Source organism: Methylomonas stagni, assembly GCF_050154735.1.
Lineage (GTDB): Bacteria > Pseudomonadota > Gammaproteobacteria > Methylococcales > Methylomonadaceae > Methylomonas > Methylomonas koyamae_A.
On sequence record NZ_CP189557.1, the window covers coordinates 1,847,423 to 1,863,785 of the forward strand.

Genomic DNA, 16,363 nt, shown 5'->3' on the forward strand with positions numbered 1-16,363 from the left:
AAACTTGCCGAACAACGATGTTCAGCTCAGCAGCTTGGCTGGAAACCGCGCCGCATCCGCTCCGCCCAAAGAAGAACTTGGCATCGCCCCAGCCTATCGGCGCGCATTCGCCGGTAGCCACCGGGATCGCCAGAATTTAAACAATGTTATTTCACGCAATCCTAGCCCTAAGTTTCGCTTTCGCGGATTTGCGCTTTTGCAGCCACCGAATCAAACCGGTCGCGAATAACAAGGGACAAAGCAAACCGGTCACGAACACCAGAATCCGACCGGTCCAGCCAAACACCCGGCCGGAATGCAAGGGCCATTGCCACAGCATGAAAACGTCCCCGGCGCTACCGTGCTCGGCATCCTGAACCTGTAGCAACTCGCCGCTAGCCGGGTCGAAAACCAGACAGCGGTCATTCACCACCTTGTATCGCAAGGATTCGACGTCGCGATAACAGGCTTGAAAACGCCGGTGAGTTCCGCCTTCCCAAGTATAATATTGCGCTACGCCGCCCGGAAAATCGCGCCGGGCGCGCTCGATCGCCCGGTCCAGCGCGCCGGCTTGACCGGGCGAAGCATGCGCCGGCATTGGCGGCTCGGGACTCAGTTCGGAAAACTGTCCGACCAGCCAGCGAAACTGCTCCGGCAAATTGAAGTAAATGCCGGATACCAGCAAGGCCAGCATGACCGCCAGGCTATAAAAGCCGGCGCTTTGGTGCAGGTCGTGATTGAAGCGTTCGCGACTGGCCCGCCGCTTAATCGTCAAGACCCGCCGCCATTTTCCGGTCAATGGCCACCATAAAATCAGGCCGGACAAAACCGAAACCAAAAACAGCACGCCGAATATCCCAACCACCGTCACGCCGGTATCCCCCAACAGCAAGGCATAATGCAGCTTAAAGAAAAACCCCATCAAGCTGTGTTTCAGCGGATTGCTGGCGTGATAAAACACCCGCCGTCCGGCCGGCTCCGCCGTGTAGGGGTCGATGGCGATATTCAACGATTGCGCGGATTCGGGCGATTGGCTGCCGCTCGGGTAATAAAAACCGAACACATAATTGCCGTTGGCCGCGGTAGGCGCGTCGGCCCAAGCCGACTCCCAAGCCGGCGGCGCGACGCGCTCGGCCGCCGCGAATATCGAGTCCAGGGACTGGTGATCGCCGCCGGCGCGCGCCGAAACGTACAATGCGGGATTCAGCGCCCGGTCGATTTCCTGCCAAAATACCAGGACCGAGCCGGTCAAGCCGATCAACGCCAAAAACAAACCCAGACTCAAACCCAGCCAAAGATGGACTTTCAGCCAGAGTTTGCGGCGGGCCTTGAGCCCTTCCAAACGCGCGGTTCTTTTGGCGTTGGCATTGACTGGAGCGGCGGTAACGGCGGATGCGGGTGAGTTCATGGCTTTATAGTCCTTTCGCGCGGCAAGCTTATACTGATAAGACGTTTTTAACTTGGGTTTTACCTACCGCTAAACCAATAAATCCATGCTCCCGTTTGTTGTCGGCCGGCCGCCGCATACGAACAAACGACCGCCCTCCCCCAGTTAAAACGACCGTTATTGATCAAGCCAGGTCTCAGTACTCAACCTTCAGCGAGCCCAGTATCGTGGTCGGTTCGCCGGGCATCGCATCAAAGCGCGGATTCCCGAATTCGTCGGCATAGGCATAGTAACGCTTGTCGAGAATGTTGTTGACGTTGACCTGCGCCGTCATCCTAGACTTGCCGAGCGTCCATTGGTAAGCCGCCATCGCGTCCCAGCGCACGTAGCCCGGCAATTGCCAGTTGTTGGCCGCGTTAGCTTGGCGCTTCCCCGCGACATAGGCGCCGGTACCGACTTTAAAACCGTCCGTCACTTGGTAGCTCGTCCATAAATTGGCGGAATGTTCCGGGGAGTTCGGCAAGCGCTTGCCGACCAACGGCGCATCGCCGAACTGACCATTGTCTTGCAGATATCTAGCGTCCGTGTAGGCATAGCTGCCGATGACTTTCCATCGGTCGGTCAATTCGCCGGAAAAATCGAATTCCAAACCGTGGCTGCGGGCCACGCCCACCGCAATTTGGTCAGACGGATCGGGTGTAGAACTATCGTCAGTGAGCGCATTGCGCTTGGTCAACTCATATGCGGCAAGCGATGCAATGAGGCGGCCATCAAAAAATTCGGTTTTGATTCCGCCTTCGAATTGTTCGGCAAGTTCGGCCGGCAAGGGCAGGCCAGCGGCTGATCGGCCATTGGACGCACCCAAAGCCTCGGTCCAGTTAGCGAACAACGAAAGCCATTTAACCGGTTGATAAACCAAGCCCAGGCGCGGGCTGAATTTTTCCGCCGCTACTGCTGTGGCCTCCGGCATCGCCGAGTTAGAGAATCCCGCGATTGCGGTAGACCAATCGTGCCGTCCATTAAACAAAAAATGCAGATTTTTGGTTAGATCGACCTGATCCTGAAAATATAACCCGAACCATTCTTGATTTTCGATAACGAAATTGTTTTTAGCCAAGTCGTTTGGAAGCTTGACGTTGCCGTATACCGGATTAAAGATATCGATTGGGGGAATAAAAGCCGCGCCAGGCAGAAAGGTCACCCCCCGACTTTCCTCAAAGCGATAGTAATCGAAACCAAGCAGCACGTTGTGGCCAATGCCGAAGGTATCGAACTTACCGTTGAGATTTAAATCTTGGGTATAGGTAGCCCGTTCGGTCAAACCGTAAAACAGACCGCGATTGACAGTCCGGTTATCGGCTTCCATGGAAATCGGCACGATGTTACGGTTAAAGGTATCGAGCATGTTCACCGCGAAGCGCTGTTGAATCTTCCAGTCGTCATTAAAATGGTAGGTCCAACTTAAGTGACCCAGATGGCTTTCGGCTTGCTGCGAAGAGAAACTCGGTTCGCCAAGAAAACGGCTGATCGGCACGTTGGCCGGCCGGTTGCCTACCGCCGCGATTCCCCTATCCCCGATAATATTGTCCTTTTTGTATTCATAACCCAGGTTGATTTCAAACGCGTCGTTCGGCTTCCAAGTCAGTTGCGGCGCCACGAACACCCGATCCCTGCCGACGAAATCCCGAAAGGAATTGGCATCCATATACGAAAAATTCATTCGGTAAGCCAGCGTTTTATCGTCGTTAAGCGCACCGGTGGCATCCAGCGTGGTGCGGTACAAATCGTAAGAACCGAATTGCTGGCCGATCGAATAATACGGCGTGAACAACGGCTTTTTGGTGACCATGTTGACCAGGCCGCCCGGCGCGCTGCGGCCGAACAAAGTTGACGGCGGACCTTTGAAGATCTCGATTTGGTCCAGGTTAGCCGTTTCGAAGGATTGCAATGCCAGGCGCAGACCGTCGCGATAAACATTGAACGACGGCGTCGTAAAGCCGCGGATCATGAAGTTGTCGAACAGCACGCCCAACTGCCTGGGAGCCTGCACGCCGCTAACGTTCTTGGTGGCTTCGTCCAGCCGGATAGCTTGTTGATCGTCCAGCACCGCGCGCGGCACTACTTGAATCGATGTTGGCGTTTCCATCAGCGGCGTGTCGGTTTTGGTCGCGGTCGACGCCGTGCGCCGATGATAGTCCGGATTAAAAGGATCGCTATTCAAGTAAGCTGCCTGCCCGGTCACCGTCACGCTGGGCAAGGTTGGCGTGGTCGCCGAGGACCCCGGCTTTGGCGGCTCCGCCGTGCTTTCCAGCGTGATCGTGCCGTTGGCGGTAGTTTTGGCGCTGATCCCGGTGCCGGTTAACAATTTTTCCAGCGCTTGTCGCGGGGACCATTTTCCGGAAACGCCGGGCGAATGCAAACCGCTGGTCAAACCGGCCGGGTAGCTGAGCTGGACGTTCCCGATGTCGGCGTAGGCGTTCAGCGCGCTGCTCAGCGCTTGCGGAGGTATGTCGTAGTCCAGCGTCTGCTCGGCGGCGATGGCGACCGGCGAGGTCAGCGCCGCCGCGATGGCCAGCGCCAACGAGGTGCCGAAATTCGCGGTGATAGGACGAAAAGTCGGAATTGCCATGCGTGTCTCCTGATGTAGTCGAAAGATCCTCGAAAACCTCGAGGTTGACAGGAAGACGGGCGGCGACGAGTTTCCCTCAGGTCGCGCAAACATATTCTCGGTGATTGCTATTTACGCCGGAGCGGCGCGCGGCGTATTTGCGGCAAGTAACGGCCCGGCCAAATTCCGCGCCATCGATCGCGGCCGAAGCCGCGCCTACCAGCCGGCGGCTTCCCAGGCCGCCGTGGTAGGCGCTAAAGCGGCGACCGAGAGCATTCCCGCGCGATGAAGCGCCGTAAGCCAGTGCCTACCTCGCCAATTCAACCGATAACGACCAGCCAGGGCGTCAGTTTGTATAGCCGTATCGGCAGCGTTTGCCGCAGGGCTTCGAGGGCCTGGTCGGTATCGGCGATATTGAAACGGCCGCTGACTTTTAGGTCGCGAGTGGCGGCGTCCTTGATTAAAATACGGCCGCGACGATAGCGACTCAGCTCGGCGACGACTTGGGCCAACGTGGCATTGTCGAACACCGCGCTACCTTTCAGCCAAGCGCCGATCGCGGCGGGTGCCAGTTTGCGGCGGCCGCCGTCTTGGTCGGCGCCGACCGCGATGCTGTCGTTGGCTTTCAATACCGCCGCGACTTGCCGACCTTGCCCCACTTCGACGCTGCCGCCGAGCACCGAGACTTCGTCGTGGCCAACGCCGTCGCGGACAATGAAACGGGTACCCAACACCCGGGTCCGGCAATGCTTGCTGTCGACCACGAAGGGCTGTTCCGGATTGTGGCTGACCTCAAAATAGGCTTCGCCGTACGCCAAATGAACCAGGCGTTCGCTGGCCCGATAGTCCACCGACAGCGCGGTGTCGGAATTCAACGTGATCCGGCTGCCGTCCGCCAGTTCCACGTTGCGGACTTCGCCCACGGCGCTACAGAAATCGGCGCGCAGGCAACTCAAACCGGGACGCAGAACCACCGCCGCCAACGCCAAACTGGCCGCCACCGCCAACAGCGGCATGCGATAGCGAACCCGCCGCCTCGCGGGCAACGCCGAGGCACTTATCGAAAAGTCGGCCAAGGCGCCGGCCAAATCGTCGTCTTGCCAAAATCGGGCAATATCGTCGTAGGCGGCGCGATGGGCGGAATCGGCGGCGTACCACTCGGCGAACGCATCCCGCTCGGTCAACGATGCCGAATCACCCCGCAAGCGCGCGAACCAATGCATGGCCTGGTCGGCAACGGCTTGAGCCTTGGCGTTATCGGGTACTGAATCGGTCATGGGGGCATTATAAAACGGCGGGCACGGCATGGGACTGGCGCTGATAAGACGTCCATCGGCGCCGAATCCTCAGTCGAAGTCGGGCCGGCCAAAATGCGGACCGAGTCGGTCCCGACAATGCTGCAAGCCTTTGATGATATGTTTTTCCACCGCGCTTTCGGAAATCGCCAATCGTTGCGCGATTTCCCGGTAGCTCAGCCCTCGTAACTTGTGCAGGATGAACACGTCGCGGCAACGCGGCGGCAGTTCGGCGATCGCCAGATGCAGCAAGGTTCGGCGCTGATCCGCGCCGACTTCTTGCTCCGGGCTGGGATGTTGCGCTTCGTCGGCGACATGGGTTTCGACGTGGCGTTCGACGATCTTAGAATGCCGCAGATAATCCAAGGCCAAGTTACCGGCGATACGGTACAGAAAGCCGCGCGGATGCTCGATAGGCGTGTCGATCGAAGTTTTGGCCAAAATGATGTAGCTGTCCTGCACCAAATCCTGAGCCGTGTCCGGGCATTTAACGATGCGCGACAAATGGTTGATTAATTCCTTGCGGTAACTTTGATACAAGTTGCTGATGTCGACTGTCATGAACGCATGAGCCTGAACCTGGCGGAATCCGATTGGCAAACCGGACCTCTAGCCATTTTCATGCCACAAATCGAGTCGAGCGATACTGCCGGGGCGGTTAAACCGGCGCACCTGCCGGGCACCGCCGGCCGCAGGCATCCGCGCGTGCCCGGCAACACCCTCTGATTGAACCCGGCGGCTGCCGGGCAAGCCGCGGCCAGCGCTCAGCGCAAACCGGGCCGAGGGATTTGCCGGATTTCATTTCCGTTATTTAACATAGTTTGTTAAACGATCGGTCGCAACCCGAGCCGAGCCGCATTCGCGCGCCGAAATCGAACACCGAAAAACCCGCCGCTTCGCCGCTGAAACCGCTCCTGGCTCGCGAATAACCTTCTTCGTGGCAAATCGAGATTCGCGAACATTAGCCTAAGCCGACAAAGCGCGGCGCCGGCCGACCTAACCCCCTGATCCCACTGCTTTTCCAGACGCTGCACCGATACCGGAAAGGCCGTCTTCAACTGTTGCGCGAACAACGACACTCGCAATTCTTCCAAGGCCCAGCGGAAGCTTTCCCGCTCGGGCGTCGGCGTCAAGGTCTTCATCTGTTTTTCGATATGCCGCCAGTAATGCTGCCACAACCTGTTCAGACCTTGTACGTCCGGCGAATCCGGCTTTTGTTTATCCAAGCGGCATTCGCTGGCTTTCAAATAACGAGCGATCGCCGCTAATTGCCCGGCCGGGGTATGCCGCAAAAAACCTTTGTAGAGTAATAACTCCAACTGCTGCTCGATGTCCTGTCGCACGCCCGGCGCGACGCCGGGTTGTTGCAAGCGCTTCCGCAGCGTTTGGTATTGGCCGAGGATGTCGCCGATTTGCTTGCCGACCTGAGTCATCGTCGTCATTAGCGTCGATTTTTTCGCCGCCAAAATCGCCTCGAATTGCTGCTGAGTGCGGATGGCCTGGCCTTCGACGAATACCGCCGCGAAGATCGCGTGCAACACATCGTCCTTGAAGTCGCCGCCGGCGCGGTCTTTGAGTAAGGGATGGGCCGGCAGCTGGTTGTAGGCCAGTTGCAAGGCCGGCGACACGCCGTGGTTTTTTAATAGGTATTGCGCATCTTTTTTACAAACCAACTGATACAGCTTAGTCAAGCCGTCGAAGTGAGCCAGTTCGGCCTTGTGCTGGGTTTCCAGTATTTTCACACCGACCGTCTGGCCTTCATCGACGATGGCCGGAAAGCCGATGAAGCTCTGGCCTTTTTGCATGAACTGCCAGGTTTCAGGCAAGTCGTCGAAGGCCCAGGCGATGCAGCCGGTGTGATTCATTTCTTCCTGCGCCAATTTGTCGAAACTGTCGCCGGCCTTGGTCGCGTGTTCGGCTTGCAGCTTGGCCAGATTGCGGCCGTAACCGATGGCCCGACCGGCATCGTCGACGACGCGGAAGTTCATCTTCAAATGTTCCGGCAGTTGATCCGGCTGCCATTCGTTGAGCGGGATCGCTTCGCCGGTCAGCTTGCGCAAACGATTGCTCAGCCATTCGTAGACCGAACCCTTGAAATCCGGCTCGATTTCCAGACAGGCCTTGGCGGTGTTCGGCACCGGCACGAAGTGCTTGCGTAAATGTTTTGGCAGCGACTTGATCAGCGCCGTAACTTTTTCCTCCAGCATGCCGGGCACCAGCCAGTCGAACGGCATCTGCCGAATCTGATTGAGCTGGTGCACCGGAATGATCGCGGTAACGCCGTCCTCGTCATGCCCCGGTTCGAAGCGGTAATGCAGTTCGATGGTCAAGTCGCCGATCTTCTTGCTGTCCGGAAAATCCCAGTCGTTAATCTGGTTGTCGTCGTTGCGGGTCAGGTCTTCCTTGGTCAAAAACAGAATCTTCGGATTGTCGCGCTCGACCTTCTTGCGCCATTGATCCAGCGTGATGCCGCTGACGACTTCGGCCGGCAGCTTTTTATCGTAAAACTGGTACAGCCATTCCTCATCCTCGATCAAATCGACGCGGCGGCCCTTGTGCTGAATGTAACCGACCTCCTCCAGCAGTTTTTCGTTGGCTTTAAAAAACGGCGCGTTGGAGTGGTAATCCTGATTAACCAGCGCATGGCGGATGAACATCTCCCGCGCCGCCTTGGGATCGACGTTTTCGTACGGCACTTTGCGCTTGGCGGTCAGCGTCAAGCCGTACAGCAAGGTCCGTTCGAACACGCCGCAGCGGCCGGCGTTCTTCTCCCAATGCGGGTCGTAATAATTGCGTTTGACCAAATGCTGGGCACAGGCTTCTATCCATTCCGGCTCGATCTTGGCGACGGTGCGGGCGTAAACCTTGCTGGTCTCGACCTGCTCGGCGGCCATGATCCACTTCGGCCGCGCCTTATGCTGGCCGGAACCGGGGAAGATGAAAAACTTCAGGCCGCGCGCGCCCAAATACTCGTATTGCTCGTGGCGAAAGCCGATGTTGGACAGCAAGCCCGGCAACAGCGCCATGTGGATTTGCTCGTAATTGGCCGGATTGCCGGCGGTCTTTAAGCCCAAATCGCCACGCGCCACCTGCATGATCTGGGTGTGAATGTCGTGCCATTCGCGCATGCGGATGTAGGACAAAAAGTTGTCCTGGCAGTATTTACGCAACTTGCTGTTGGTCAGGTGTTTCTTCTGTTCCTCGAAGGCATTCCACAGATTCAGCAGGGTCAGGAAGTCCGAATCTTCGGCCTTGAATTGCGCATGCTTGGCCTCGGCCTGAGGCAACTTGTCGGCCGGCTTGTCGCGCGGGTCTTGAATACTCAAGGCCGAGACAATGATCGCGACCTCGTGCAAGGAACCCAATTGCGCCGCCGCCAGCAGCATGCGCGCCAGCTTCGGGTCGGTCGGAATCTTCGCCAACTGGCGGCCGGTGTCGGTCAAGTTGCCTTGCTTATCCAAGGCATCGACTTCGAACAACGAAGTCTTGCCGTCGCGCACCATTTTTTCGTCGGGTGGTTCGACGAACGGGAATTCTTCGATGTCGCCGAGCTTCAACGCCGCCATCTGCAAGATCACCGACGACAGATTGGTGCGCAGAATCTCGGGATCGGTGAATTCCGGCCGCGCCAGATAATCCTCTTTCGAATACAGCCGAATGCAGATGCCCTCGGCGACCCGGCCGCAACGCCCGGCCCGTTGGTTGGCGCTGGCTTGGGAAATACGCTCGATAGGCAAGCGCTGAATCTTGCTCTTGGCGCTGTAGCGGCTGATGCGGGCGTGGCCGGAATCGATCACGCAACGAATGCCCGGCACGGTCAGCGAGGTTTCGGCGACGTTGGTGGCCAGCACGATACGCGGTTTGTTGCCGGACGGTTTGAACACCCGCTCCTGTTCGGCCACGCTGAGTTTGGAATACAGCGGCAACACTTCGTAACGGCCGTTGTTATGCGACTTGCGCAAGGATTCGGTGGTCTCGCGGATTTCGTGCTCGCCGCTCAGAAAGATCAGAATGTCGCCGCGCAAATCGCGGTACAGTTCGTCCACCGCATCCAGTATCGCTTGCTGCAAATCGGCGGAAGTTTCGTCGTCTTCCTCGATCAATTCGATCGGCCGGTAACGCACATCCACCGGATAGGTGCGGCCGGACACGTTAACGATAGGCGCGCCGTTAAAATGCTTGGCGAAACGCTCCGGGTCGATGGTCGCGGAAGTAATCACCACTTTTAAATCCGGCCGTTTCGGCAGCAGCCAGCGCAGATAACCCAACAGAAAGTCGATGTTCAGGCTGCGCTCGTGGGCCTCGTCAATAATCAGCGTGTCGTACTGATTCAGATAGCGGTCGTTCTGGGTTTCGGCCAGCAAAATACCGTCGGTCATCAGTTTGACCAGCGAATTCGGTGCGGTCTGGTCGTGAAAGCGCACCTTATAACCGACCGTGTTGCCGATGGCCTGACCCAGTTCCTCGGCGATACGGTCGGCCACGGTGCGCGCGGCAATCCTTCTGGGCTGAGTGTGGCCGATCATGCCGCCGATGCCGCGACCGATGTCCAGGCATATCTTCGGCAACTGGGTGGTCTTACCGGAACCGGTCTCGCCGCAGACGATGGTGACCTGGTGGTTTTTAATCAGCTCGGCAATCTCGTCCTTCTTACCGCTGACCGGCAAATCCGGATAGTTAATCACCGGCACCGAGGCCCGGCGCTGGTTGCAGCGACTCACCGAACGCTCGATCTTGTCAGCCAGTTGTTGCAACTGCCCGGCTACATCCTTGCCCTTCCCCGCCTCGCCGCGCAATCTATCCAATTGCCGCTTCAAACCGTGGCGGTCACTGCCGATGCAGTTTTGGAGATTTTTGGCGAGTTGTTTGAGGGTTTCGGAAGCGGACATCAGAACGGTATGTTAAAAAGCGCCGATTATACGGACTTAGCCTGCAAAAGGCGCACTAGCGACTGAAGACATGCCAAATCCGAAAGTCATTCGTCCAAAGCCCCCAAAACATCATTCGGCGGAACCCGGTGAACCGTTCCCAGAATGGCGGAACGCCTATCGGCCACCATCCTACGCGGACTGGTGGCCCGTCGTTGGGCCTCGCCTCGACCGAGGGGTTAGGCATCGCTGATTACTGCCTGAAGAAGACGCTCTGCATCCTTGTTGCTCCGGAGTTCGTGCCAGCGCAGGTGGGCAAGCGAGGCGTCAAACCTCAATTGGGCGTACTTCGTCTTGTTCTTGCCGTAGGTTGTCAAAGCCCAAAACAAAATGCTCTCACGTGAGAAGAACGCTTTGCTCAGCGACTCCGTGTTCCCGGCCCATATGCCCCGCGCCGCTGGCGATATCACAAACCGAATCGACGTTCGGCAGGAGCTCGTGCAGGCGGTCGAGGGTTGGGCTGCCTGCGTGAACCTCGCTGGCGGCTACGCCACAAGCGATGGAATTGAAACGGTTTGGGGAGGATAAATTCATATTCTGGTTTCTCTTGTTGCCTAACGAATAAAATGGATTATCCCGCCCCTGGTGGCGGGAAATATGTAAGGCTCTATCCCGCCCACCTGTTGAGATCATTCAGCCTGAGGCATCCTGTGATTTTTTTATCGATCCCACGCGCCAACCCGTCTCGCCGCAGAGGTGCCATTCCCCGCTAGACGCGCGCTACTAAGTCCCCACGCGGGGGCGTACGCGCGGCTTGGGAGGCAGAATCGCATCGGCGAATGCGGCCCTAATCTCTACCCTTGCCTGTACCGACTGCGCAAATAATTGAGCCGAGGCGAAGATACCAATATGGCGCCGGCCAGCGATATTTATAGTTTTAGTCTGGATGCTTACGCTTCGTTGAAAATCGCCGGTAAAGGCGCGGGATTGGAAACGCTGCGGCAGGCCATGTCGGTTCGATTTAACCGCGGCGCCAAGCCAAAGCTCTGAATCTTGCGCTTATGGCACAAACCGGGGGTATCCCGAATTTTTGCAAAGTGGACCGACCGACCTGCTTACGAAGACTTGCTTCAATCCAGTCTTACCCGGCCCGCAGTACCATCGACTGTCACTTTGTCGCCGTTCGTCAAAGCATCCAACACACCTCTGACGCTCATTACCGCAGGTAACCCCACTTCCCGCGCAGTCACTGCGCCGTGCGACAAAGGTCCGCCACTTTCGGTGATCACGGCCGCCGCCTTATAAAATAAAGGCGTCCAAGCCGGATTGGTGGTACGAGCCACCAGTACCGCGTTGACTGGAAAATCGGCGAAATCGTCCTGCGACAACACCTTAAATACCGTGCCGCTGGCGATACCGGGGCTACCGGGCAAACCAACAAAGTCCCCGTCTTTAGCGGTATAGGCTTGTGACTTACCCAATTCCCATTCCGGAGAATGCTGCCTATGGTTTTGATACGCCTGTTTTTCCCGGACTATGCTATCGGCCAAACAACGCCACGACTCGGCGTCGTTAAGGCGGATTGTTTCCGAGAGCTGTTCGGCTCTGGCAAAGAACACATCCATCGCTTCCGTAATGATGCCCCTAGCCTGCAAGGCTAGGCCCAAGGCCCGTAAACCCTTGCGGAACGGCAATGTCAATCGTGTCGTCTGGTAATGCTCTATGTCGTCCAATGCGGTATAAAACCGCGTCAAGCGCAACAGCTCCTGAACCGGAAACCGCAAATCCTCCGGCAACCCGACTATCAATTGCCGCTCGGTTTCCAACATCCGGATTTTCAAAGTACGTTCCTTTTCGGCAGGGTCTTCCACGGCCGAGTCCAACATCATTTTCAGATTTTCAATCACCAGCCATGGCGCTTCCAACCAGGTCGGATGATAGGGATCGAACTCTACTTCCCGATGCCCATGATCCAGTAAAAAACGCTGGAAAGCGGCTGCAATATCTGCTTCCTGTATGAATCCGCCGGAAGCCAGAAATTGCTGACCCGTTTGGGTGCGCAACGCTTGCACGAGTTTGGGGTACTCGGCGATCCGCCGTGCCAGCCGGTAAAGTTCCTTATTGACGAAGCCTGTTTTGGTTTCGCAGTACGCCAACAAGCGATCAAAGGTCGCCGGCGCATCCGCGTCGCCGACCGCCGCTCCGACGATGCTGTACACCAGTTTGTATAGCGTGCGCTGAGTAATGGAAATAGCAATATTTGGCAGAAAATATTCTGCACCGAGCTGTTTCACCCGCAGTACAAAATCCCACAACTCGGGAATAGAGCGTCCTGTCAGCGGCTCGGCCATTAATTCGCCGAGGCCGAGTAAATAGCGATCCAAATCGCGCGACCACGCCATCGGTAATTCCTGCACCCAGGCATAGCGTTTGCGCAGTGTCGGTAAAGCAGACATCAGTTCGGCAACCGAACGCACGTTCAATGAATTTGCAGTGCCTTCGGCATAAACTTCGACGGCATTCTGGTTGCCGTATACATAATTATCGAACAAGGCGAACCACTTGCCGTGAAACGGCGGCAAGCCCATCAATTCGAAAGAATGCGACAGCGATTGGTGAAAACCCTCCGCCACCAAATCCCAAGCCAGCGGCGTAATCACCGAGGGAAATCGCTCGGCGGATTCGTCACGGGTCCAGCGCGGAGGGATGCGGGTAATCGGTCGCGCTTGCAACAGCCATAATTGTTCACCCTCAAAACCCCACTCTATATCCTGCGGATAACCGTAAAACTTTTCGACGCGCCGCATCAAATCGGATAACTCAGCCAACTCCAGTTCGCTGAGACAAGGTAAATTAGCTCGATCATCTGATAAGTTCTCGCTGCGCGTACCGGTGCGGTCGGCGACGATGCATGAGGATTTATGCGCCAGCACCGCCTCCAACACTCGGCCGGACGACTTCTCCAGCAACCAATGATCAACCTGATGCTCACCGCCCACCACCGATTCACCCAAGCCATAATTGGCATCCACCGACTGTTGTGCTGGATCGCCGGTAACCGGATTGATGCAAAACCCCACGCCGGCGACCCGATTGAAGGCCATTTTTTGCACCACCACCGCCATCGCTGTGTTCGACAAGCCGATACCGGCCTGCAAGCGGTAAGCAATGGCGCGGGCACTCCACAGCGACACCCAACAATCCCGGATACGCGAAACAATGTCGTCGATGCCGATGCAATTCAGATACGTCTCATGCTGCCCGGCGAATGCTGCGCCGCCCAAGTCCTCGGCAGTGGCGGAACTACGCACGGAGAACGCCGTGTCGTCCGAAAACTCAGCCAACACCTCCGCAATTGCCTGCTTCAGGCTTTCTGGCACCGATAGCTGGGTCAACTGCTCGCATAAACTTGTGCACGCTTGTTCCAAGGCCAGGGGTTCGTCTATAGGCAAATTCCGAAGCAAATCCGGCAATGCATCGTATTGCTCAATGAACGAATAGTATCCCTCCTGCGGCAACACAAAGCCTGATGGAACGGCAAACCCAGCCTGCGTCAAGCGGGCAAGGTTGGCGCCCTTACCGCCGGATATGGCGGAATCCAGAGCAGACGGATGATGAAAATCAAACAGCGTTGGCATAGGTATCCTTCTTGTTGGGGTTGATGGCGGGGTGAGCGGCATGACGGCGAGCTTCGTATAAACCAAAGCCTGCCAACGCCAAGCCGCTGAGGACATCGACAAAATAGTGATAACGCAAATAAAAAGTTGCGATCCATAAACCCAATATCGGCAACAACAAAACCCAGAACTCAAGGCGATGATGCCGTCCGGCAAATCCCAGTATATAAAGCGTCACAGCCACGTGCAGACTCGGCCAGACATCGACTTTATTACTGCCTTGCTCAACCATCGCGTGATTAAATGCAGTGACCGCGCCGCCACTCAATTTCACGTTGAACAACTCCGGATAGGCCAGCCAAGGCCCGGCAGCCGGCACCAGCAGATAACCGAGAAACCCCAAGCCGTAAACCGCGAATAGGCCGGTGTAAAATTCGCCGAGCAACTCCCGGCGCCGGAAAAAATAACGCAGCAGACTGACGAGCAACAATGGCATCAATAACAAGTAGCAAGCGCTCATTAGTTCGGTGAGCGGTGGGCTAATCCATCGTTCCAACCATACCGACGGCGTTTCGCCTATCAATAGCCGATCCAATGCCAACAACTGGGCATCGAAGCGTACGCTCCTGACAGCGGGGATAGCCCCGGCCATGGCTTGATATGACACATTCATACCCACGGCCAGACTGACGCAAATGGCAGCCAATAGCCCCCAACTGCGTTGCCTGGAATACCTGCGCGCCAATCCGGCCATGCCGGCCAACATCGGACAAAACAATAGACTCCAAACCGTCAGGTGCGCGATTTCGATGGCTGAAACAGCGCCCAGATAGATACTGAAATAGCGTAAGGGCGGGTCGAGAAGTTTATTCATGCGCTTTGCGCTCCGCCAAATTCCGATAGGCTGTTACCAATACCGCCCTCACCTCGGGATGAAAAACCGCGTTACCGAGTGCTACCGTCAATTTACGGAATCGGTACCAAGCCAATAGGCCAACGGTACTGATCGCGCCGTAAAGAACAAACCAACTTGGTCCGGCACATACAAACAAACCCACGCAAACGGCCACGACCCAAAATAATCCTACCGGCAAACCGACGACCATGCGCCAAAAGGAGATGACATTCGGCTCGTCCGGCAGAAGTTGACTAGCGATATGCCCGGCAGCCAGTACCGGGAAATTCAATATGCTGAAACAAGCGATGATAGGCGCCAGCAGTAACCACTTAATTAAATCCGATTGCCACAAGCGGAGCGGCATTAAAGGTAGGCCTTGATGAAGAAAAAGACCTTTATCCTTGGCAACTGCCTCCAACGCCCGTAGCGACTCGGACAAACCTGGCGTAATCAGCCCCTCGAGTTTTTTTAAGTGTTCAGCATAAGAAAGATCGGCACCTAAAATACGGGCATAAGCCAATTTTTCTGCCATTTGCTGAGCTTCGGTATCGACAAAATTAGCCCCAACAGCCTCCAGACCATCGGTAATCGACTGGTGTATCGCTATCTCGTCGGCGTTTTGCGGAATGATGGGTACGCCTATTAACACCTCAACACGGCTTTGCCAGTGAGTAGGGTCTTCGTAGTGAACAGCCAAGGGCTGGATAATGGGCCTGACTCCAGCGGCCATGGCTCGGGCAACGATACGCGCGGCACCACGATTAAACGGTAAATGTCGGCAACCGAGGGAACTAGTGCCTTCCGGCATGATGAACAGTTGTCCACCCACTTTCAGTAACTCTATACATTCCGCCAAGGCCTTGCCGTTATTGGCCTTAATTCCGCGAGCCTTATCCTTGGCACGGGCTACCGCGATACCACGGAACAAAAATCTGCCCAACGGTAAACGCTGCAGCTGCGCCGATACCATCGGCATGGCCAAAGGAACAGCAAACGAATAGGGTGCGGCATCGAGTGCGCCATTGCGGTGAGTGGCTACAAACACGACAGGACCGACTAACGTTAGCCGCTCTTTGCCGATGACTCTTATTCGACTGAATGCCAGATAGCCAATGCAGCGCCATATGCCGTAGTGAAGCAAACTCGCAATATTTAGACTCGTCATTCTAACGCCCTTCTTCGTCAGGCAATATTCGTAGCTCGAAATATAGCTGGAGAATCCGGTTAAGGCATATCTATGACAAATTGCGACATCGGGAAATCATGAAAAGCTTATAAGCCAACATTATTGGCTTCAAAAATCAGCTTTGTTATCGTTCCCACGCTCCGGCGTGGGAATGCTGAGGCGGACACTCCTGCGTCCCGATACGCACCGCTGGAGCGGTGCTGTTACGTTCCCACGCTCCCGCGTGGGAACGATGACATGCCGATTTGATTTGGCGCCAGCGTAAGTTAAAGTCGTCGTCGCCTTTCGGTAATGTCCAAATGGTGTGAAGATGGTCCGGCAAAATCACGATGGCATCCATAGTAAACGGATGAAGCGCTTTTACCTGCCGAAACGCGTCTCGCAATACATCGATTCGTTCGGTCAACAGCGTTTTCCGCCTGTCCGCAATGTTGACGGTAAAAAAGTAAATCCCGCCTTTGCGTTTGTGGCGATGATAGTTAGTCATATTCCGGCAATTGTCGATGGGTTTCGGCTACCGCCTCT

General features: G+C 56.3%; 10 protein-coding genes. 1 reads left to right on the forward strand and 9 read right to left on the reverse strand.

The window, feature by feature from the left end:
- Positions 1-151: 151 nt before the first annotated feature.
- The 5 genes from ACP4CD_RS08645 to hrpA all read right to left on the reverse strand — a co-directional run bounded on the left by ACP4CD_RS08645 (position 152) and on the right by hrpA (position 10,158).
- Complete coding sequence (locus ACP4CD_RS08645) at positions 152-1,387, reverse strand: PepSY-associated TM helix domain-containing protein (RefSeq protein WP_426994252.1); 1,236 nt, start codon at positions 1,385-1,387, stop codon at positions 152-154.
- Between the two features lie 175 nt (positions 1,388-1,562).
- Positions 1,563-3,995 (reverse strand): TonB-dependent siderophore receptor, encoded by a 2,433-nt coding sequence (locus ACP4CD_RS08650; RefSeq protein ID WP_426994253.1) that lies wholly within the window; start codon positions 3,993-3,995, stop codon positions 1,563-1,565.
- A 299-nt stretch (positions 3,996-4,294) separates the two neighbouring features.
- Complete coding sequence (locus ACP4CD_RS08655) at positions 4,295-5,251, reverse strand: FecR family protein (protein ID WP_426994254.1); 957 nt, start codon at positions 5,249-5,251, stop codon at positions 4,295-4,297.
- Between the two features lie 69 nt (positions 5,252-5,320).
- Positions 5,321-5,869: an RNA polymerase sigma factor gene (locus ACP4CD_RS08660; RefSeq protein WP_426994255.1), complete on the reverse strand. Its 549-nt coding sequence runs from the start codon at positions 5,867-5,869 to the stop codon at positions 5,321-5,323.
- Between the two features lie 224 nt (positions 5,870-6,093).
- Complete coding sequence (hrpA, locus tag ACP4CD_RS08665; RefSeq protein ID WP_426994256.1) at positions 6,094-10,158, reverse strand: ATP-dependent RNA helicase HrpA; 4,065 nt, start codon at positions 10,156-10,158, stop codon at positions 6,094-6,096.
- 864 nt (positions 10,159-11,022) lie between these two features.
- Between hrpA and ACP4CD_RS08670 the strand changes: the two genes are divergently transcribed.
- Positions 11,023-11,187, forward strand: coding sequence for a hypothetical protein (locus ACP4CD_RS08670; RefSeq protein WP_426994257.1), 165 nt, complete (start codon positions 11,023-11,025; stop codon positions 11,185-11,187).
- Positions 11,188-11,267: 80 nt separating this feature from the next.
- Here the strand turns inward: ACP4CD_RS08670 and ACP4CD_RS08675 are convergent, their stop codons facing one another.
- The 4 genes from ACP4CD_RS08675 to ACP4CD_RS08690 all read right to left on the reverse strand — a co-directional run bounded on the left by ACP4CD_RS08675 (position 11,268) and on the right by ACP4CD_RS08690 (position 16,325).
- Positions 11,268-13,775: a PEP/pyruvate-binding domain-containing protein gene (locus ACP4CD_RS08675; RefSeq protein WP_426994258.1), complete on the reverse strand. Its 2,508-nt coding sequence runs from the start codon at positions 13,773-13,775 to the stop codon at positions 11,268-11,270.
- Positions 13,759-14,628: a phosphatase PAP2 family protein gene (locus ACP4CD_RS08680; RefSeq protein WP_426994259.1), complete on the reverse strand. Its 870-nt coding sequence runs from the start codon at positions 14,626-14,628 to the stop codon at positions 13,759-13,761. The genes ACP4CD_RS08675 and ACP4CD_RS08680 overlap by 17 nt, the downstream gene beginning before the upstream one ends.
- Positions 14,621-15,817, reverse strand: coding sequence for a 1-acyl-sn-glycerol-3-phosphate acyltransferase (locus ACP4CD_RS08685; protein ID WP_426994260.1), 1,197 nt, complete (start codon positions 15,815-15,817; stop codon positions 14,621-14,623). Before ACP4CD_RS08685 ends, ACP4CD_RS08680 begins: the two co-directional genes overlap by 8 nt.
- Before the next feature lie 145 nt (positions 15,818-15,962).
- Complete coding sequence (locus tag ACP4CD_RS08690) at positions 15,963-16,325, reverse strand: REP-associated tyrosine transposase (protein ID WP_426994261.1); 363 nt, start codon at positions 16,323-16,325, stop codon at positions 15,963-15,965.
- Positions 16,326-16,363: the final 38 nt, after the last annotated feature.